Here is an 18,161-nt window from a genome sequence, read left to right on the forward strand (position 1 = left end):
GCCTCGCCTTGCCGGCAGCAAAAACAAAAACGGCAGCCAGAGCGGCTGCCGTTTGCTTTGCTGCGGCCAAGGTTGGCCGCAAGCCTTACTTGCGCTCTACCTGCGACACGTCGCGCACCGCGCCGGTGTCGGCACTGGTGGTCATCGCGGCGTAGGCGCGCAGCGCCGGGCTGACCACGCGCTCGCGGCCCAGCGGCTTCCAGGCATCGCGGCCCTTGGCTTCCATCGCGGCGCGGCGTGCGGCCAACGTTTCCGCGCTCACTGCCAGGTGGATGCGACGGTTGGGGATGTCGATCTCCACGGTATCGCCCTCTTCCACCAGGCCGATGGCGCCGCCCTCGGCGGCTTCCGGCGACACGTGGCCGATAGACAGGCCGGAGGTACCGCCGGAGAAGCGGCCATCGGTGAGCAGTGCGCAGGCCTTGCCCAGGCCCTTGGACTTCAGGTAGCTGGTCGGGTACAGCATCTCCTGCATGCCCGGGCCGCCTTTCGGGCCTTCGTAGCGGATGATGACGATGTCGCCGGCCACGATCTGGTCGGCCAGAATGGCCGCCACCGAGGCGTCCTGGCTTTCGAAGATGCGCGCACGGCCAGTGAATTTCAGAATCGAGTCATCGACACCGGCGGTCTTCACGATACAGCCGCGCTCGGCGATGTTGCCGTACAGCACCGCCAGGCCGCCGTCCTGCGAGTAGGCATTGGCCTTGTCGCGGATGCAGCCGTCGGCACGGTCGTTGTCCACCGTCGGGTAGCGCATGCTCTGGCTGAAGGCGATGGTGGTCGGCACCCCGCCCGGCGCGGCGCGGTAGAAGCGCTGCGCGGTACTGTCTTCGCCGTGGCGCATGATGTCCCAGGCTTCCAGCCCGGCGCCCAGCGTCGGGCTGTGCACGGTGGGCACGTCGCGGTGGATCAGTCCGGCGCGGTCCAGCTCGGCCAGGATCGCCACCACGCCGCCGGCGCGGTGCACGTCTTCCATGTGGTACTTCTGGGTGGCCGGCGCCACCTTGGACAGGCACGGCACGCTGCGCGAGATGCGGTCGATGTCGGTCATCTTGAAATCGACGCCGGCTTCGTTGGCCGCCGCCAGCAGGTGCAGCACGGTGTTGGTGGAGCCGCCCATCGCCACGTCCAGGCTCATGGCGTTCTCGAACGCCTGCTTGGTGGCGATGCTGCGCGGCAGGATGGAGTAATCCTCCTGCTCGTAATGGCGCTTGGTGATCTCCACGATCAGGCGGCCGGCGCGCAGGAACAGCTCCTTGCGGTCGGCGTGGGTGGCCACCAGGCTGCCGTTGCCCGGCAGGGACAGACCCAGCGCCTCGGTGAGGCAGTTCATCGAGTTGGCGGTGAACATGCCGGAGCAGGAGCCGCAGGTCGGGCAGGCGGAACGCTCGACGCGCTCCACGTCCTCGTCCGATACCGCGCTGTTGGCCGCTTCCACCATGGCATCGACCAGGTCGAGCTTGCGGATGTCGTTGCCCCATTGCACCTTGCCGGCCTCCATCGGGCCACCGGACACGAACACCACCGGGATGTTCAGGCGCATGGCCGCCATCAGCATGCCGGGGGTGATCTTGTCGCAGTTGGAGATGCACACCAGCGCGTCGGCACAGTGCGCATTGACCATGTATTCCACGCTGTCGGCGATCAGGTCGCGGCTGGGCAGGCTGTACAGCATGCCGCCGTGGCCCATGGCGATGCCGTCGTCCACGGCGATGGTGTTGAATTCCTTGGCCACGCCGCCGGCTTTTTCGATCTCGCGCGCCACCAGCTGGCCCATATTGTGCAGATGCACGTGGCCGGGCACGAACTGGGTGAAGCTGTTGGCAATGGCGATGATGGGCTTCTGGAAATCCTCGTCCTTCATGCCGGTGGCGCGCCACAGCGCGCGGGCGCCAGCCATGTTGCGGCCGGCGGTCGAGGTTTTGGAACGGTACTGGGGCATGGTGAATCCTTAATGTCTCTGAATCTTTGTCCCGCGGCCAAGGTTGGCCGCAGCGTGCAAGCTGTGCAGCGTCCGGGTGCCGGCTTCTGGCGAGCGGCTGACAGGAACTTCCGGGTAGCGGCAGTTTCTGTATGCAGCAGGCTGTCATGGTTGTGACGCCACGCTGCCGGACGCTTTCCGTATAATCCGCGTCTTATCGTCCTCTTTTACCGCAAACGCACATAACTGACAAATGCTGATCCATCCTCAGTTCGACCCCGTCGCCATCCACCTGGGCCCGCTGGCCGTGCACTGGTACGGCCTGATGTACCTTCTCGGCTTCGTGCTGTTCCTGCTGCTGGGCAATTACCGCATCCGCCAGCAGCCGGACGGCATCTGGCGCAGCAAGGATCTGGACGATTTCCTGACCTGGGCGGTGATCGGCGTGGTAGCCGGTGGCCGCCTGGGCGAGGTGCTGTTCTACCAGCCGGGCTACTACCTGTCGCACCCGACCGAGATCCTGATGGTGTGGAAAGGCGGCATGAGCTTTCACGGCGGCTTCATCGGCGTGCTGGTGGCCATGGCGCTGTTCGCCCGCAAGAAGGGCGCGAGCTTCTGGCAGATCAGCGACTTTGTGGCGCCGCTGGTGCCCACCGGCCTGGCCGCCGGCCGCATCGGCAACTTCATCAACGGCGAGCTGTGGGGCCGCGTAGCCCCGGCCGAGCTGCCGTGGGCGATGGTGTTCCCGCAGGTGGACCTGCTGCCGCGCCACCCGTCGCAGCTGTACCAGGCGCTGCTGGAAGGGCTGACGCTGTTCGTCATCCTGTGGCTGTTCTCCGCCAAGCGGCGCCCGGTGGGCCAGGTGTCGGCGCTGTTCCTCGCCGGCTACGGTTTCTTCCGCTTCGTCGCCGAATACTTCCGCACCCCGGACGCCGGCATCTTCGGCCAGTCCGACGTGATCAGCATGGGCCAGTGGCTGAGCCTGCCGATGATCGTCGCCGGCGCGGCGCTGTTCGTCTGGTTCGGCAACCGCGCGGGGCGCAGCGCGGTCTAAACCGCATGCACACCCGTCTCCTCTCCCTGCTCGCCGCCCTGCTGCTGGCCGGCTGCGCCCACTACCAGTGGCGCCACGCGGACGGCAGCAGGAGTTTCGACAGCGACAGCTACCAGTGCCGGCAGGAAGCGGCCGCGGCGTTTCCCCCCGACATCCGCCAGCGCACGCTGCCGCCGCGCTACATCGGCCCGCGCTGGCACTGCCCGCCCGGCGCCTATAGCCACAGCTCCTGCTGGCTGGACGGCGGCCTGTGGGACTGGCCGGAAACCGAGGCCTACGATGTCAACGCCCGGTCGCGCGACGACTTGTACCGCAGCTGCCTGCAGGCGCGCGGCTGGGCCTATCGCCGCGTGGACTGAAAACCCGGGGCTTTTACGCTAAAATGCGCGCCGGCGGCTTATCGTCCGCCACCAGACCAAACAATGCAGTCGCCAGGCTGCATTTTTGTTTGGGCAGTTGCGGCCAACGTTGGCCGCAGGCGCCCATTGAACGCACGCGGCCTTGAGTCCGCCTAGCCGAAAGCCTGAACATGAAAGCCAAGATCGCCCTGGCCAGCCTGCTGCTGGCCGTCTCCGCCGTGGCCGGCGCCGCCGATGCCATCCTGAAAGTGTCCGCCATCCCGGACGAAGCCCCCACCGAACTGCAGCGCAAGTTCGCACCGCTGGGCAGCTACCTGGAAAAAGAACTGGGCATGAAAGTGCAGTTCGTGCCGGTAACCGACTACGCCGGCGTGGTCACCGCCCTTACCGCCGACCAGATCGACATGGCGTGGCTGGGCGGCTTCACCTTCGTGCAGGCCAGCCAGCGCGGCAAGGTAGTGCCGCTGGTGCAGCGCGCCGAGGATGCCAAGTTCACCGCCAAGTACATCGGCAGCGTGGAAGCCGGCATCAAGACCCTGCAGGATCTGAAAGGCAAGCGCTTCGCCTTCGGTTCCGCCTCCTCCACCTCCGGCCACCTGATGCCGCGCTACTTCCTGCAGAAGCAGGGCATGCAGCCGGAAAGCTACTTCAAGACCGTCGGCTACTCCGGCGCGCATGACGCCACCGTGGCCTGGGTCGCCTCCGGCAAGGTGGAAGGCGGCGTGCTGAACGCCTCGGTGTGGGACAAGCTGGTGGAAGCCGGCAAGATCGACCAGAGCAAGGTGCGCCTGCTGGGCACCACCCCCACCTTCTACGACTACAACTGGACCGTGCGCGGCAGCATGGACAAGAAGCTGCAGCAACGCATCCAGGCCGCGTTCCTGAAGCTGGACGACAGCAAGCCGGAGTACAAGGCCATCATGGAGCTGCAGCGCGCCAGCAAGTTCATCGCCACCAAGGCGGAGAACTACGAGGGCATCGAAGCTGCCGCCAAGGCCGCCGGCCTGCTGCAATGAGCCTGGCGCTGAGCGAAGCGACACTGTCGCTGCGCGGCCAGCGCATTCTCGACGGCATCACCCTGCGCCTGGCGCAGGGTGAGCAGGCGGCGCTGATCGGCCCGTCCGGCGCCGGCAAGTCCAGCCTGCTGCTGCTGGCCGCCACCCGCTACCGCGCCGACAGCGGCAGCGTGCGGCTGCTGGATACCGAACCGTGGCAGCTGGATGCCGCCGCGCTGCGCCGCCTGCGCAGCCGCATCGGCAGCGTGTACCAGCACGCGCCGCTGCCGGCGCTGCAACGCGTGGTTACCGCCGTGGGCGCCGGCCGCCTGGGCCGCATGTCAACGTTGGCCGCATTGCGCCGCCTGCTGTGGCCGCAGGATGTGGCCGCCATCCGCGCCGCGCTGGCGCAGCTGCAGCTGGCCGACAAACTGTGGCAGCGCGGCGACCGCCTGTCCGGCGGCCAGCGCCAGCGCGTCGGCATCGCCCGCGTGCTGTACCAGGCGCCGGAGCTGCTGCTGGCCGACGAGCCGGTAGCGGCGCTGGACCCGCGCCTGGCCGACGACACCGTGGCACTGCTGTGCCGCGATGCCGCCGCGCGCCGCGCCACCCTGCTGGTGAGCCTGCACTCGGTGGAGCTGGCGCTGGCGCACTTCCCGCGCCTGATCGGCCTGCGCGCAGGGCGGGTAATGTTCGACCTGCCGCGCGAGCAAGTCAGCCCCGAGCTGCTGGCGGCGCTGTATGCCGGCGACACCCCGCCCGCGCCGGATGACAGCCCGGCGGCCAACCTGCCGCGCGTCGCACCATGCTGAACCCGGGCAGCAGACAGCCCCCCGGCGCCAACACCGCGCGCGACCCAAGGTTGGCCGCACGGCTGGGCTGGCTCGTCGCCGCCCCGCTGCTGCTGCTGGCCGCCATGGCCTACACCGGCTTCGACCCGCGCCTGCTGCTGGACCCGGCCACCCTGGCCACCCTCGGCGGCTTTGTCGGCCAGTTCTTCCCGCCCAGCCAACAGCCGGACTTCCTCGCCAGCCTGCTGCGCGAAACCGTCACCACGCTGGCCATCGCCAGCACCGGCACACTGCTGGCGATGCTGCTCGGTCTGCCGGCGGCGCTGTTCACCAGCCGCGCGCTGGATCGCGACACGCTGTGCGGCGATGCCGTCTCCCGCCCCTGGCGCCTGCTGCAGCACAGCCTGCGCGCGCTGCTGGTGCTGCTGCGCGGCGTGCCGGATCTGGTATGGGCGCTGCTCCTGGTGCGCGCCGCCGGCCTCGGCAGCCTGCCCGGCGTGCTGGCGCTGGGCCTGGCCTACGGCGGCATGCTGGGCAAGGTGTACGCCGAGATTCTGGAAGCGCAGCCGCGCGAACCGGCGGCGGCGCTGGCCACCAGCGGCGCCGGCCGGCTGACCATCTTTGGCTACGCCCTGCTGCCGCAGGCGGCGCACGAGCTGATCAGCTACAGCGTGTATCGCTGGGAATGCGCGATCCGCGCCTCGGCGGTGATGGGCTTCGTCGGCGCCGGCGGCCTGGGCCTGCTGCTGGACACCGCCATCCGCATGCTGGATGGCGGCGAAGTGGGCGCGCTGCTGCTGGTATTCGTGCTGCTGGTGGCGCTGACCGAGACGGTGAGCCGGCTGGCGCGGCTGGCGGTGGAAAGCCGCCGTGGCGGCCTGCTGCTGGCGGGCGGCTTTCTGGCGCTGCAGGGCGCCGCGTTCTTGTGGCTGTGGCCGCAATGGCAGGGCAACCCGTTCGATGTCGGCGGCGTGCTGCGCTTCGGCGGCGAGCTGCTGCACCCCAACCTGGCGCCGGCCTTCCTGCTGCAGGTCGGCCACGGCATGCTGGAAACGCTGGCGCAATCGGCGCTGGGCACCGCGCTGGCCTTCCTCGGCGGCGCGCTGCTGGCCTTGCCGGCCAGCAACCGCGGCCCGCGCTGGCTGCGTCTGCCGGTGCGGCTGCTGCTGAACTTCCTGCGCGGCACGCCGGACCTGCTGTGGGGCGCCATCGCCGTACTGGCGCTGAGCCTGGGCCCGGCCGCCGGCGTGCTGGCGCTGGCGCTGCACACCAGCGGCGTGCTGGGCCGGCTGTTCGCCCAGACGCTGGAAAACCTGCCGCCGGAGCCGGAGCAGGCGCTGCTGCTCAGCGGCGCCCCACCCGCCGCTCGCCTGGCCTACGGCCTGCTGCCGCAGGCGCTGCCGCAGTGGATCGCCTACAGCCTGTACCGCTGGGAGAACAATATCCGCATCGCCGCCATGCTCGGGCTGGTCGGTGCCGGCGGCCTGGGCCAGCAGCTGTATCTGGCGCTGTCGCTGTTCCAGCTGCACAACGCCGCCACGCTGATCGTGGCCATGCTGCTGCTGTCCTGGGGGGTGGAGGGCCTCAGCCGCCGGCTGCGGCGCGGGCTGGAGTAGGCATCGAAAAACCTGCGGCCAACCTTGGGCAAAGGTTGGCCGCAGGTTTTTGCCGCTGGCACGCCAGCCTGGCCGCTGCCGGCGTCGCCACGCGCCCGCTCAACGCTTGTGCGCCGCCGCCGCGCCGCCTACAGTGCCATATGTCCACCCTGTCATTACCAGCGCGGTGATACGCGCAGACTATCAATACCATGATCAATTTTCGCCTCATCCGCCACCTGTGGCTGTTTCTCGCCGTTGCCGAGGAGCAGCATTTCGGCCGCGCCGCCAAGCGCCTGGGCATGTCGCAACCGCCGCTGACCGAGCAGATCCAGATTCTGGAGCAGGCGCTGAAGGTGAAGCTGTTCGAGCGCTCGCGCCGTGGCGCGCAGCTGACGGCGGTGGGACAGGCGATCCTGCCGGCGATGCGCAAATTCGCCGAGCAGCTGGAAAGCCTGGAGCTGGCGGTACGCGAGGCGGCGGCCGGGCAGATCGGCACCCTCACCATCGGCGCGATCAGCTCGGCGATCCTAGAGGTGCTGCCGGGGCTGATCGCGCAGATCAAGCAGCAGCACCCGGGGCTGACGGTGGCGGTGAAGGAGATCGACAGCTATGAGGCGCTGCCGGCGCTGCACAGCGGCGACATCGACCTGGCGTTTGCGCGGCTGGAAGGCGAGCTGGGCGCGCACATCGGCGTGCTGCCGCTGCGCGAGGAGCCGCTGGCGGTGGCGCTGCCGGCCACGCATGCGCTGTGCAGCAGGCCGCAGCTGGCGCTGCGCGATCTGGCCGGCGAGGATTTCATCATGTTCGCGCGCAAGGTCAGCCCGATCTCCTTCGACCGGCTGACCGCCGCCTGCCACAGCAGCGGATTTTCGCCGCGCATCCTGCACGAGGTGCGCTCGGTGACGTCGCAGATCGCCTTTGTCGGCTGCAATCAGGGCGTGGCGCTGGTGCCGGCGTCGGTGCAGCACACCGCGCCGGCCAGCGTGGTGATCCGGCCGCTGGCCGACGCGCTGCAGCTGGTGACCACCGCCATGGCCTGGCACACGCAGCGCCACAACCACCTGCTCGACGCGGTGCTCGCCACGCTGCGCGGCAGCGCGGTGGCCGGCGATTAGCTGCGGCCAACGTTTGGCGACGAGCGTTCAGCGCCGGCTGGCCAGCAGCACGCCGGCGATCACCAGCAGCGTGCCGGCCAGCTGCGGCAGCGACAGCGGCTCATCCAGCAGCCACCAGCCGAAGAAGATGGTCAGCACCGGCCCCAGCATGCCGATCAGCACCGAGCGCGCGGCGCCGATGTGGCGGATGGCGGCGGACTGCCAGAAGATCGGCAGGATGGTGGAAAACAGCGCCATGCCCACGCCGTAGCCATACACCGGCAGCGGCAGCACCAGCGCCTGCCACGGCCGCGCCAGCACGAAATGCAGCAGGACGGCGGCGGTGGCCACCAGGATCGCCAGCAGCGAAAAACGCATCGCGCCCAGCTGGCGGATGGCCAGCTCCGAGCCGGCGCTGTACAGCGCGTACAGCAGCGCGCAGGCAAACACGAAGCCGGCGCCGATGAACACCCGCGACACGTCGGCGCTGTGGCCCAGGTCGTGCACGAAGGCCACCGCGATGCCGGCATAGGACAGCAGGGCCGCCAGCACGATGCCGCGCTCGGCCTTCTTGCCCAGGCACAGGATGCCGATCAGGATGGTGAGCGTCGGGTAGGTGAACAGGATCAGCCGCTCCAGCCCGGCGGAGATGTACTGCAGGCCGTAGAAATCCAGCATGCTGGAACCGTAATAACCGGCCACCCCCAGCGCCAGCAGCAGCGCGACTTCCCGCCCCCTGGGCCTGGCCATGCCGCGCAGCACCGGCCGCGCCGCCAGCAGCACGAACGGCAGGCACAGCCCCATGCGCAGTGTCAGCAGCGTGACGGCATCGACCGGCGCCGCGGCATAGGCCAGCTTGACGAAGATGGCCTTGAAGGAAAAACCGAAGGCGGCGAGGAAGGCAAACATGACGCCACGGCGGGCGGGGTTGGACAGCACGGTTTTCACGGCGCGGCTTTCTGCAAACGGACAGCCGCCATGCTGGCGCCTGGCGCGGCGCGCGTGAAATACTTTCCACCTAGCGCTGTGATATGCGCAGGCTATCAATGCCGGCTGGCCGGCAGCCGCGGTCAGCGCGTGCCCGGCCAGGCGCCATTGCTGCGGCCAACCTTACATACCGGGCAGCTGCCAGTGCGCCAACGCCTCCTGCTTCAGCGCCGGCCACTGCTGCAGCCAGCAGCAGTGGTGATCGAAGCCCGGCAGCGCCACCACCTGCGGCCGCCGCGCGGGCGGGAAGCGCGCGGCGTAGGCATCGGCCGGCACGCGTCCCACCTGGCTGTCCTGGCCGCCGACGTAATGCCGCTGCGGCAGCCATTGCAGCACCTGCCAGTCGTCCCCCGGGTTCAGCGAGCCGCTCAGCGCGGACAGCTGCTTGTCCTGCGCCCACGCCCGGTGATCCAGGCTGGCCGCCACGGTGATCAGCCCGGCCACGTCCTGGCGCCGGGCCGCCAGCAGCGCCGCCAGCGTGCCGCCGCCGGAATAGCCGACCAGCAGCAGGCGCTGCGCGCGGAAGCGCTGCTTGAGCTGGTCCAGCGCCTGGCTGCTGGCCTGCACCACCTCCGGCGCAAAACGCAGCCGCGTCCAGTACGCCTGCCGGCATGGCGCCTGGTCCGTCGACTCGTACTGGCAGGGGCGCGCCAGGTAGGCGGCCGGCTGGCGGTCCTGCAGCGCCAGCTGCAGTGCCAGCGGGTTGATGGGGGTGGGATCGTCCGACGGCGTGCTGGCACCCAGCCAGGCCAGGCCGTCGCCTTCCAGGTACACGGTCAGCACCTCGGCCGCCGCCGGTGCCGCCGGCAGGTAGGCTCGCAGGCGGAAGCTGTCGCTGTGCAGGCTGGTTGCCTGCCAGCCGCGCGCCGTCGCCAGTGCGTCGGCCGTGTGGCTGCGCTGCGCCAGGTCCGGCACCTGTACGCAACCGGCCAGCAGGCCCAGCCAGGCGCTGGCCAGCAGCGCCCGGCCGTATCGTTGCGGATTCATGCGATGTGCTCCACCCGGTCTACCCGGTCCAGCGGCAGCGCCGCCTGTTGCCATTCCTGCGCGCTGATCGCCAGCACCAGGGCCGCCACGCTGCGGTCGTTCAGCAGCGCCAGGCAGCGCTGGTACCAGTTGGCCGCCAGCAGCGGATGCGGCTGGCCGGCGGCATCCTCGCACTGCTGCGCGCTGGCCAGGTAGCAGGCCAGCCCGTCGCGGGCCAGCTGCTCGCGCCGCTGCCGCGCCGCGGCCAGCGCCCGCTCGCCGCCGACAAACACTTCCAGCGGAATGCGCCCGCCGCGCGGGAACAGCCGCTGCAGCAGCCGCGGCATCGCCAGCAGCGAGCTTTCGCTGGCGCCCAGCGCCGGCGCCGCGTTCACCTCGTTGATGATGGCGCCGTTGCGATGCCACGGCTGGCGGATGTCGGGGGTGATCAGGTCGATGCCGGCCATCTCCAGCCCGAACAGCGCCGCCGCCCGCACCGCCAGCGCCAGGTTGTCGGCATGGGCGCAGGCCAGCATGTCCTCGTCGCGGCCGCCGTCGGCGCTGGATTCGATGTCGCGCAGCGCCAGCCATTGCCCGGCGGGCGGCACCGCCTCCAGCTGCCAGCCGGCGGCGTGCAGGCAGGCCGCGCTGGCGGCATCGGCCAGCAGCGGCGGCAGCCGGCGCCACGGCGGCAGCTGCCGCGCCCGCTGGTTAGCGGCGTCGATCAGAGCGCGGATGCTGCTACGGCCATCGCCCTGCACCGCCACCGGCAGGCGCTTGACGATGTACATCACCTCGCCGGCCACCACCAGCAGGCGGTGGCAATCGCCGGCCACTTGTTGCTCCACCAGCAGCGGCAGGCCGAAGCGGCTGCCGTCGCTAAAGGCGGCCAACAGCGCCGCGTCGTCGCGCAGATTGACGCTGACGCCTTCGCCGCGGTCGCGCGCCAGCGGCTTGATCACCAGCGGCCACCCCAGCTGCCGGGCCGCGGCCAGCGCCTCTTGCGGGTTGCCGGCCGGCAGGTGCCGCGCCGCCGGCAGCCCGGCCGCCTGCAGCCATTGCGCGCTCAGCTGCTTGTTGCCCGCCACGCGGATGCCGATCGACGAATCGCTGTCCAGCCGGCTGGTGAACGCGTGCCGCAGCCGGGCGCCCCAGCCCAGCTGGAACACGCCGTTGCCTTCGTGCCGCCACGGCACGTTGGCCGCAGTGGCCGCCTGCAGCAGCGCCATGCTGGAGGGCGCAGCGATGGCATGCGGCAACAGCTGTGGCAGCAGTTCCCGACTGAGGTAGTCGAAAAACGGCTGCACGGCATCGCCGGACGGCGGCCGGGTGGCCAGCTGCAACAGCCAGTGGCGGCAGGCGGCGGCGGCCAGCTGCAGCGGCGCGGCCGCCACGCCGTCCGGCACGGCAAACTGCAGCGTGCAGTGCCAGCCGTCCGCCACCGCCGTGCTGCCGGCGGCGAGCGCCGGCGCGCCCGCCAGCGGGATGCAACAGCCGCGCAGCACGGCGCCGGTGGCGGCGGCGATGCGTGCCGCCAGCCGGTCGGCGGCCGGGGGCAGCGGGCCGGCCGCCTCGGCAAAGGGCTGCTCCAGCCAGGCCTGCAGCCAGCCGTCCAGCGCCGCCCAGTCCAGCGTGATGGGCAGGGCTGGCAGCTGCAGCGTCAGCAGCGTCGCCCCCTGGTTGCCGGGCCGGCCCTGTGCCGGCGTGGCAAGCTGCGTCATGGCTGTTCCCCGTCCGCGGCCAGGTGCAGCTGCAGCAGCTGCCGTAGTTGGCCGCACGCTGCCGGCGTGTCGCCCCGCTGGCTGGCGATGTTGTCGTTTAGCCACTGCAGCCGCGAGATCGCAGCCACCGGCAGGCCACTGGCCAGCCAGTCGTCGCGCTGCAGTACCACCAGCAGGGCCTGCAGCTGCGGCTGGCGCAGCAGCGCCGGCACGCGCGCAAAGCTGCCGTCGAGCGCCAAGGGCAGCGGCTGGCCCTGCGGATCGAGGCATAGTTCATCGCTGCAGACAAAGCAGGCCACGCCACTGGCGGCCAACTCTGCCTGCCGCTGGCGCGCCGCCGCCAGCGCGGCGGCATCGCCGACGAACACTTCCAGCGGCACGCGGCCGCCGCCGGGCAGCAACCGCTGCAACATGGCCGGCAGGTAGCGCTGGTATAGCGCACTGCTGCCCAGCTGCGGCGCATGGTTGACTTCCAGCACCACCGCGCCGTTCTGCTGCCACGACACGCTGATGTCGCGGGAGAGGATGTCCACCCCGGCCATGCTCAGCCCCAGCCGGCGGACGGCGCGGCACGCCAGCGCGGTATTGTCCGGGTGGATCTGCGCCGTCAGGTCATCGTCCTGCGAGCCTTCCTGGTTGCTGGGCAGCGGCCGCAGCCACAGCTGGCTGCCGGCGGCGGGTACCGCCTGCCAGTCGTGCCCCTGCTGTGCCAGGCAGGCCGTGGCCAGCGCGTCGTCGGGCAGCGGCGGCAGGCGCTGCCACAGCAGCTCGCGCTGGCGCCGTTGGTTCTCGGCAGCCAACAGCTGGCGGATGCTGTGCACGCCGTCCGCCAGCAGGCCGGCGGGCCGCCGCCGCACGGCGCACAGCAGCTCGCCGTCCACCAGTTGCAGATGATGGGTGTCGCCGGCGATCTGGCGCTCGGCCAGCACCCCGGCCCCCAGCGCCGCGGCGTGGGCATAGCCGGCCCGCGCCGCGGCGGCGGTCGCCACTGCCAGCGTCACCCCCTGCCCGCCCACGCTGCCCGCCGGCTTGATCACCAGCGGGGCGCCCAGTTCGGCCAGCGCCTGCTCCGCGTCGGCCGCGCTGGCGAGCTGCCGCTGCGGCGCCACCGGCAGGCCGGCACTGGCCAGCCATTGCCGGGTCAGCGCCTTGTTGCCGCCCAGCTGGATGCCGAGCATGGCATCACGCTCCACCCCCGCGCCCTGCAGCACGCGCGCCTGCGCGCCCCAGCCCAGCTGGTAGATGCCGCCGCCCAGCGGCAGCCACGGCACCTTGGCCGCGTGCGCGCAGGCCAGCAGGCTGAAGGTGGTGTAATCCAGCGGATGGCGCCGGCTCAGCGGGCCGATCAGCGTCGCCTCCAGCTGGCGGTGCAGGGCTTCCGGCTGGGCAAACTGCGCCGGCGTGGCGAGAAAGCCGTCCAGCACGATGGCGGCCGCCTGGTAGCAGCGGCGCAGCTCGTCCGCGGCCAACTGCGGCAGCTGCACCACGGCGGCGGTGACCTGCTCGCCGCCAGCTGCCGCGGTTTGCAGCTGTAGCAGGCGGCCGGGCAGGAACACCGGCAGCCGGGCCAGCCGCTGCAGCTGTGCGGCCAACTGCAGCACGCGCCAGCTCCATTGCACCGCCGGGCTGGCCAGCGGCACCGCATCCGCCGCCACGCAGGCGCAGGGCGCCAGCTGGAAGGCGGCCGCCAGCCAGGCATCCACCGCCGGCCAGTCAGGGTTGGCCGCCAGCGCGGCGGGCTGCAGGCGCAGGCTGGCCAGCGCTTGCGACAGGCCGTGGAAATGACCCGGCGCGGGGGAACAGCTCAGTTCGACGATAGCGGCCATGGCGACAAGAAAAAATGGCAGCGGGTTGCCCGCTGCCATGCTTGGTGACAGTTAAAGAAGGGACTCAGAACATCCAGCGCAGTTTGACCGACACTGTCTGATTGAGGAAGTCCGTCTTGTACATCGCGTCGTAACGGCCGGTCAGTTCCACGCCGTTGGCCAGCTTGTGGGTCAGGCCGAAACCGCCGCGCACCTGCCACGGGCTGGTATCGGCGCCGTAGGTGACGAAGGCCGCACTCGGTGCGCCGGCAAAGGCGGACACGATGGACGACTTCTCGTTCAGGGTGTCGTAGCCGACGCCCAGGTTGGCCTGCAGCTGGGTACCGCTGTCCAGCGTCTTGTTCAGCTTGCCTTCCACCGCCAGCACCAGCGCATCCGACTCGCGGCCCTGCACCTGCAGGTTCAGCGCACCGGCACCGCTCTCGCTGTAGGCCTTGTCCTTGATCCAGGTGTAGTCGGCACGCAGCGCCGGGGTGAAGCTGGTGCTGTCGTTCAGCGCATAGCTGCGGCCCAGGCCGACACCGGCGTGCGCGGTGAGGCTGTTGTAGGCGGCAGTAGCCGTCGACTGGGTCAGCGCGATGTGGCGCTCGCCGTGGGTACGACCCTGACCGATATCGGCCTGGAAGTTCAGGTTGGTGCGCTCATCCAGGCTGTAGCTGCCGTAGCCCACCAGCTGGTAGACGTCCACTTCGCTGCTTTGCGGCGCCACGCTGGACTTGCTGTCGATATTGATATTGGCGTAGGCCAGTGCCCCGCCCAGGCGCAGCTTGGACGACAGTGCGCCATCCGCGCCCAGGGTCAGGCCGTAGGTACGGGCATCGTAACCAGCCACGCCATCACGGTCGTTCTGCTCGGCCCAGGAGCCGAACGGTTTTACCCACGCGTAGCGGTCGCTATATACCGCATCGCCCGCCGACAGGCCGGTATTGCCCTCGATACGCGCCTGCACGATCTGGTTCACGCTGGACAGCGCATCCTGTGTGGCGGTAGTAGTGGCACCCGCATGCAGCGGCAGGGTTTGCGACACCGCGTCGGAGACTTCCTGCTCGGTCGCCAGCTGGCCCAGCGCATCCACCACCTCTTGCAGGCCGGCAGCGCCGGAATCCAGCACCTGTGCCGCGCCCAGGCCCGGGAAGTTGCTGTTGTCGCGGGCGGCCTGCTCAACGGTCAGCGCGCGCACGGCGTCGATGTACAGCGCCTGGGTATTGGAGTTGCTGTTCAGCGTCACCACGCGCTGGGTAAAGTCGAACAGCGCGCTGTTGTCGGTAATCTGGGAGAAGGTGCCGTTGATGCTGCCGGCCGTGGTGTGAATGATGTCGAACGAGCTCATGCCGGAACTCAGACTCAGGCCACTGTCGGCCTTCACATCCACATCCAGCGTGCCGTTCAGGCTAGCGCTGGCGGCATACAGGCGGCTGTAGCTGCCTTCGTCACTAGTCGACACGATGGCAACGCGTAGCGTGGCACCGGACTCCTGGGTGAAGTTACCGGTCAACATGGCACTACCGGCGGTACCGCTGTTGCGGATGTCGTTGCGATCCACATTGGTTTTCAGGGTGACCACACCGCCATAGGCATTGAACAGATCGGTAGCCACGATAGAGCCAACGAGCTGACCAGCGTTCTCGATATAGGTGGCCTGCGCCGGACTACCGCTAGCACGGTTGACGGCATAGCTCTGCCCGACAATCACGCCAGTGCTGTAGTTGTTGATCTGGGTGTTATAAGTACCCGAGGTATCCTGCACATAGATGGCGGTGCTACCGGTGATGCGGCCGCTGTTGCTAAGGGAAGTAGAAATACTACTTTCAGTGCTCACCGAGACGGCCGTGCTGCCCGACACATCGATGGAGCCTGCGGAGGTGACGGTCAGCGGGCAGTTGCTCAGCGTCTGGGTCGTGGTCAAGGCGGTGCTGACGGTGTTATTGCACACGCTGGCCTGAGCGCTGGTTGCTGCCAGTGCAAAGCACGCAGCCACGGTCGCAAGTACCAGCGGTTTGTGTTTGCTGCCAGGTTGGCCGCAATGCGAACGGGAGTCGGCAAGACTGGTGAAGTGCGAACGTGTCATCATTATTCTCGTTTTGGAGTAAGTCACGACATTGTGATTACATAAGTAATAATTGAAAATACATTCGACCATGCGCCAGACAGTTATTTAAATGGCTGTGGCATTATTTACCCAGCAGGCGCGCCAGCGCTGATACGGCAACGCTGCTAGCGACAAGGCACAGCCGGTACAGGAATAACCCGGCAACATGACGCCCGACCGTATTTATTAGCAAATATTTAAAAAAAGCTCACCATGCAACAGCTAAGCGTTTCACATATGGATTTGTTTCCTACTCGGGTCTGGAGTGTCGGCCTGCCGCATCTGGAAGCGCAGCGGCCGCAGTGGATCGCACAAATCGAGAGCTGGCGGCAGCAGACCCCCAAGCCGGAAGGCCGCTCCAACCGCATGGGCTGGAACAGCGCGCAGACCCTGTTGCAGGAGCCGGCATTCCAGCCGCTGGCCGAGGCCGTCCGCGCGGTGTTCGATCACATCTTTGCCGAGATGGGGCCGCCGCAGCACCGCTACCAGCTGCACGCCTGGGCCAATGTGCATGACTTTGGCGGCTACAACACCTTCCACAACCATGCCGGCGCCCTGCTCAGTGCCTGCTATTACCTGAAAGTACCCGCCGGCAGCGGCCACATCGTGCTGCGCGACCCTCGGCCCGGCGCCCTGCTATCGCCGTGGCAAGGCACGCTGCGCCCCAATGCCGGCAGCGAAATTTCCATCGCCCCGGAAGCCGGGCAGCTGGTGGTGTTTCCCAACTGGCTGGAACACGGCGTCGAGGCACATGCGGCCAACGACACGCGTATCTCTATTCCCATTAATGCGGTGCTGACCGGCTGAGTGCCGCGTCGCCCCCGGCTACCACATGTGGATATAACGCCACAGAAAAATCACCGTTTAAGCATTTTGCAATTCATAAAAAACCTAAAAAGCACATTGGCATTGCCCTGAAGGGCAGTAGCCCATCGGTACAATAAGAACACCCTGGCGCCACTTCTAGAGTGATGACTACTAGTCCTATCTCACGTGGAGAATCGATCATGGCTGCCGCACCCAACATCGCCCAAGGTAAAGTTGTCGCTCTTACTGGCAAGATCATCGCCATCATGCCCGATGGCTCGCAGCACACCGTGCAACTGGGCGAGATTGTTGCCAGCGGCACCCGCCTGATCATTCCCCAGGATGCCTACATCGAGATGCAGTCTGCCAATGGCGACATCGTTCGCATTGCAGAAGCACGTGACCTGACCATCACCGACGATGTCTTCGGCACCGCGCAAGCCAGCGCCACCGATGCCACCGACGCCGCCCTGGCACCACTGCAGCCGGAAGCCCAGCAAGTACTGGCACAGCTCAACAACGGGCTTGATCCGCTGACGCAGCTGGAGGCCACCGCGGCCGGTCTGGGCGGGGCCGCCGGCGGGGCGGAAGATGGCGGCAACAGCTACATCATCCTTGGCCGCATTTCCGAGGGCATCACCTCCGCCACACTGGATCTGGCGCTGGACACCACCGCGGCCACCCCGACCGATGCCGGCACCAGCAACCTGACCCCGACTCCGACGATTGAAGTGGGTGCGGCCGGTACCGCCGTTGGCGATATCCTCATCGATGAAGGCAAAGATGCGGTCTTTGGCGTCAATATCACCAATGCCGCCGCTGGCAGCACCCTGGTGCTCACCTTCGCAGACGGCACGGCGCTCTCGCCTGCCGATTACAGCAGCGGCACCTTCCAGTACAGCACCGATGGCGGCGCTACCTGGACCACCTACAGTGGCAGCATTGCGATTGCAGCCGGCGACTCCTTGCTGCAGGTACGCACCACCACCGTCAGTGACAATGTTGACGAACAGAACGAAACCTTCGGCTTGGGCGCCACGCTGACCAGCAATGGCGTGAATTACAGTGATGGCGCCACCGCCACCATCGTCGACAACGATGTGCCGACCATCCAGTTCGTGAGCGATGCCGAAACCGGCGACATCTCCGTGCCGGAAGGCAACGACGCGGTATTCACCCTGCACATCACCGGCGCCGCCGACGGCAGCTCGCTGGTGCTGACCATGGCCGATGGTTCTGCCGCCAGCCCGGCCGACTACAGTCGCTTGAACTTCCAGTACAGCACCGATGGCGGCGCCACCTGGACCGCCTATACCGGCGCCATCACCGGCCTGACCCAGGGCGACCACACCCTGCTGATCAGCACCACCACCGTGGATGACGGCTTCGACGAGGCCAACGAGACCTTCGGCCTGTCCGCGACCCTGAGCAGCAATGGCACCAACTACAGCGATGCCGCCACCGCCACCATCGTCGACAACGATGTGCCGACCATCCAGTTCGTGAGCGATGCCGAAACCGGCGACATCTCCGTGCCGGAAGGCAACGACGCGGTATTCACCCTGCACATCACCGGCGCCGCCGACGGCAGCTCGCTGGTGCTGACCATGGCCGATGGTTCTGCCGCCAGCCCGGCCGACTACAGTCGCTTGAACTTCCAGTACAGCACCGATGGCGGCGCCACCTGGACCGCCTATACCGGCGCCATCACCGGCCTGACCCAGGGCGACCACACCCTGCTGATCAGCACTACCACGGTGAATGACAGCTTCGACGAGGCCGACGAGACCTTCGGCCTGTCCGCTACCCTGAGCAGCAATGGCAGCGACTACAGCGATGCCGCCACCGCCACCATCGTCGACAACGATGTACCGACCATCCAGTTCGTGAGCGATGCCGAAACCGGCGACATCACCGTGCCGGAAGGCAACGATGCGGTGTTCACCCTGCACA

14 protein-coding genes are annotated in these 18,161 nt (G+C 68.4%); 8 read left to right on the forward strand and 6 right to left on the reverse strand.

Going from position 1 to position 18,161, the window contains the following annotated elements:
• Positions 1-85: 85 nt before the first annotated feature.
• Positions 86-1,942 carry a dihydroxy-acid dehydratase gene (ilvD, locus tag ACFOLG_RS15245; protein WP_386093343.1) on the reverse strand — a complete coding sequence of 619 codons (1,857 nt, stop codon included), beginning with the start codon at positions 1,940-1,942 and terminating at the stop codon, positions 86-88.
• A gap of 232 nt (positions 1,943-2,174) precedes the next feature.
• Here ilvD and lgt point away from each other — a divergent pair, with 232 nt between their 5' ends.
• From lgt to ACFOLG_RS15275, 6 genes are all read left to right on the forward strand, one after another.
• On the forward strand, positions 2,175-2,975 hold the full coding sequence (gene lgt / locus ACFOLG_RS15250; RefSeq protein WP_386093345.1) for a prolipoprotein diacylglyceryl transferase: 801 nt from the start codon (positions 2,175-2,177) through the stop codon (positions 2,973-2,975).
• Between the two features lie 5 nt (positions 2,976-2,980).
• Positions 2,981-3,334, forward strand: coding sequence for a hypothetical protein (locus tag ACFOLG_RS15255; protein WP_386093347.1), 354 nt, complete (start codon positions 2,981-2,983; stop codon positions 3,332-3,334).
• A 170-nt stretch (positions 3,335-3,504) separates the two neighbouring features.
• The gene (locus ACFOLG_RS15260) at positions 3,505-4,350 is read left to right on the forward strand and encodes a putative selenate ABC transporter substrate-binding protein (protein ID WP_386093349.1); all 846 of its coding nucleotides are present in this window, start codon (positions 3,505-3,507) and stop codon (positions 4,348-4,350) included.
• On the forward strand, positions 4,347-5,141 hold the full coding sequence (locus ACFOLG_RS15265; protein ID WP_386093351.1) for a phosphonate ABC transporter ATP-binding protein: 795 nt from the start codon (positions 4,347-4,349) through the stop codon (positions 5,139-5,141). The genes ACFOLG_RS15260 and ACFOLG_RS15265 overlap by 4 nt, the downstream gene beginning before the upstream one ends.
• A complete protein-coding gene (locus ACFOLG_RS15270) occupies positions 5,135-6,736 on the forward strand; it encodes a PhnE/PtxC family ABC transporter permease (protein WP_386093353.1) in 1,602 nt (533 codons plus the stop codon). Before ACFOLG_RS15265 ends, ACFOLG_RS15270 begins: the two co-directional genes overlap by 7 nt.
• Positions 6,737-6,927: 191 nt before the next feature.
• Positions 6,928-7,833, forward strand: a complete 906-nt coding sequence (locus ACFOLG_RS15275; protein ID WP_386093355.1) for a LysR family transcriptional regulator — start codon at positions 6,928-6,930, stop codon at positions 7,831-7,833.
• Between the two features lie 27 nt (positions 7,834-7,860).
• On the opposite strand, the gene ACFOLG_RS15280 is transcribed toward ACFOLG_RS15275, so the two are convergent.
• From ACFOLG_RS15280 to ACFOLG_RS15300, 5 genes are all read right to left on the reverse strand, one after another.
• Complete coding sequence (locus tag ACFOLG_RS15280) at positions 7,861-8,760, reverse strand: DMT family transporter (RefSeq protein WP_386093357.1); 900 nt, start codon at positions 8,758-8,760, stop codon at positions 7,861-7,863.
• Positions 8,761-8,922: 162 nt separating this feature from the next.
• Positions 8,923-9,786 (reverse strand): alpha/beta hydrolase, encoded by an 864-nt coding sequence (locus ACFOLG_RS15285; RefSeq protein WP_386093358.1) that lies wholly within the window; start codon positions 9,784-9,786, stop codon positions 8,923-8,925.
• A complete protein-coding gene (locus ACFOLG_RS15290; protein ID WP_386093360.1) occupies positions 9,783-11,486 on the reverse strand; it encodes a hypothetical protein in 1,704 nt (567 codons plus the stop codon). Before ACFOLG_RS15290 ends, ACFOLG_RS15285 begins: the two co-directional genes overlap by 4 nt.
• Positions 11,483-13,312 (reverse strand): ATP-binding protein, encoded by a 1,830-nt coding sequence (locus tag ACFOLG_RS15295; protein WP_386093362.1) that lies wholly within the window; start codon positions 13,310-13,312, stop codon positions 11,483-11,485. Before ACFOLG_RS15295 ends, ACFOLG_RS15290 begins: the two co-directional genes overlap by 4 nt.
• A 64-nt stretch (positions 13,313-13,376) precedes the next feature.
• Positions 13,377-15,218 (reverse strand): autotransporter family protein, encoded by a 1,842-nt coding sequence (locus ACFOLG_RS15300; RefSeq protein ID WP_386093363.1) that lies wholly within the window; start codon positions 15,216-15,218, stop codon positions 13,377-13,379.
• Positions 15,219-15,638: 420 nt separating this feature from the next.
• On the opposite strand from ACFOLG_RS15300, the gene ACFOLG_RS15305 reads away from it, so the two are divergent.
• Both ACFOLG_RS15305 and ACFOLG_RS15310 read left to right on the forward strand, forming a co-directional pair.
• On the forward strand, positions 15,639-16,208 hold the full coding sequence (locus tag ACFOLG_RS15305) for a TIGR02466 family protein (protein ID WP_386093365.1): 570 nt from the start codon (positions 15,639-15,641) through the stop codon (positions 16,206-16,208).
• 200 nt (positions 16,209-16,408) lie between these two features.
• Positions 16,409-18,161 (forward strand): retention module-containing protein (locus ACFOLG_RS15310; protein ID WP_386093367.1); only part of this gene is annotated, 1,753 nt, incomplete at its 3' end.

This window comes from Vogesella facilis (assembly GCF_042648525.1).
Classification (GTDB): Bacteria; Pseudomonadota; Gammaproteobacteria; order Burkholderiales; family Chromobacteriaceae; genus Vogesella; species Vogesella facilis.

Coding starts and splice junctions, on each gene's coding strand:
- ACFOLG_RS15270 (WP_386093353.1), top strand. CDS start 5,135: ATGCTGAACCCGGGCAGCAGACAGCCCCCCGGCGCCAACACCGCGCGC.
- ACFOLG_RS15275 (WP_386093355.1), top strand. CDS start 6,928: ATGATCAATTTTCGCCTCATCCGCCACCTGTGGCTGTTTCTCGCCGTT.
- ACFOLG_RS15255 (WP_386093347.1), top strand. CDS start 2,981: ATGCACACCCGTCTCCTCTCCCTGCTCGCCGCCCTGCTGCTGGCCGGC.
- ACFOLG_RS15290 (WP_386093360.1), bottom strand. CDS start 11,486: ATGACGCAGCTTGCCACGCCGGCACAGGGCCGGCCCGGCAACCAGGGG.
- ACFOLG_RS15305 (WP_386093365.1), top strand. CDS start 15,639: ATGGATTTGTTTCCTACTCGGGTCTGGAGTGTCGGCCTGCCGCATCTG.
- ACFOLG_RS15295 (WP_386093362.1), bottom strand. CDS start 13,312: ATGGCCGCTATCGTCGAACTGAGCTGTTCCCCCGCGCCGGGTCATTTC.
- ACFOLG_RS15285 (WP_386093358.1), bottom strand. CDS start 9,786: ATGAATCCGCAACGATACGGCCGGGCGCTGCTGGCCAGCGCCTGGCTG.
- ACFOLG_RS15260 (WP_386093349.1), top strand. CDS start 3,505: ATGAAAGCCAAGATCGCCCTGGCCAGCCTGCTGCTGGCCGTCTCCGCC.
- lgt (WP_386093345.1), top strand. CDS start 2,175: ATGCTGATCCATCCTCAGTTCGACCCCGTCGCCATCCACCTGGGCCCG.
- ACFOLG_RS15265 (WP_386093351.1), top strand. CDS start 4,347: ATGAGCCTGGCGCTGAGCGAAGCGACACTGTCGCTGCGCGGCCAGCGC.
- ilvD (WP_386093343.1), bottom strand. CDS start 1,942: ATGCCCCAGTACCGTTCCAAAACCTCGACCGCCGGCCGCAACATGGCT.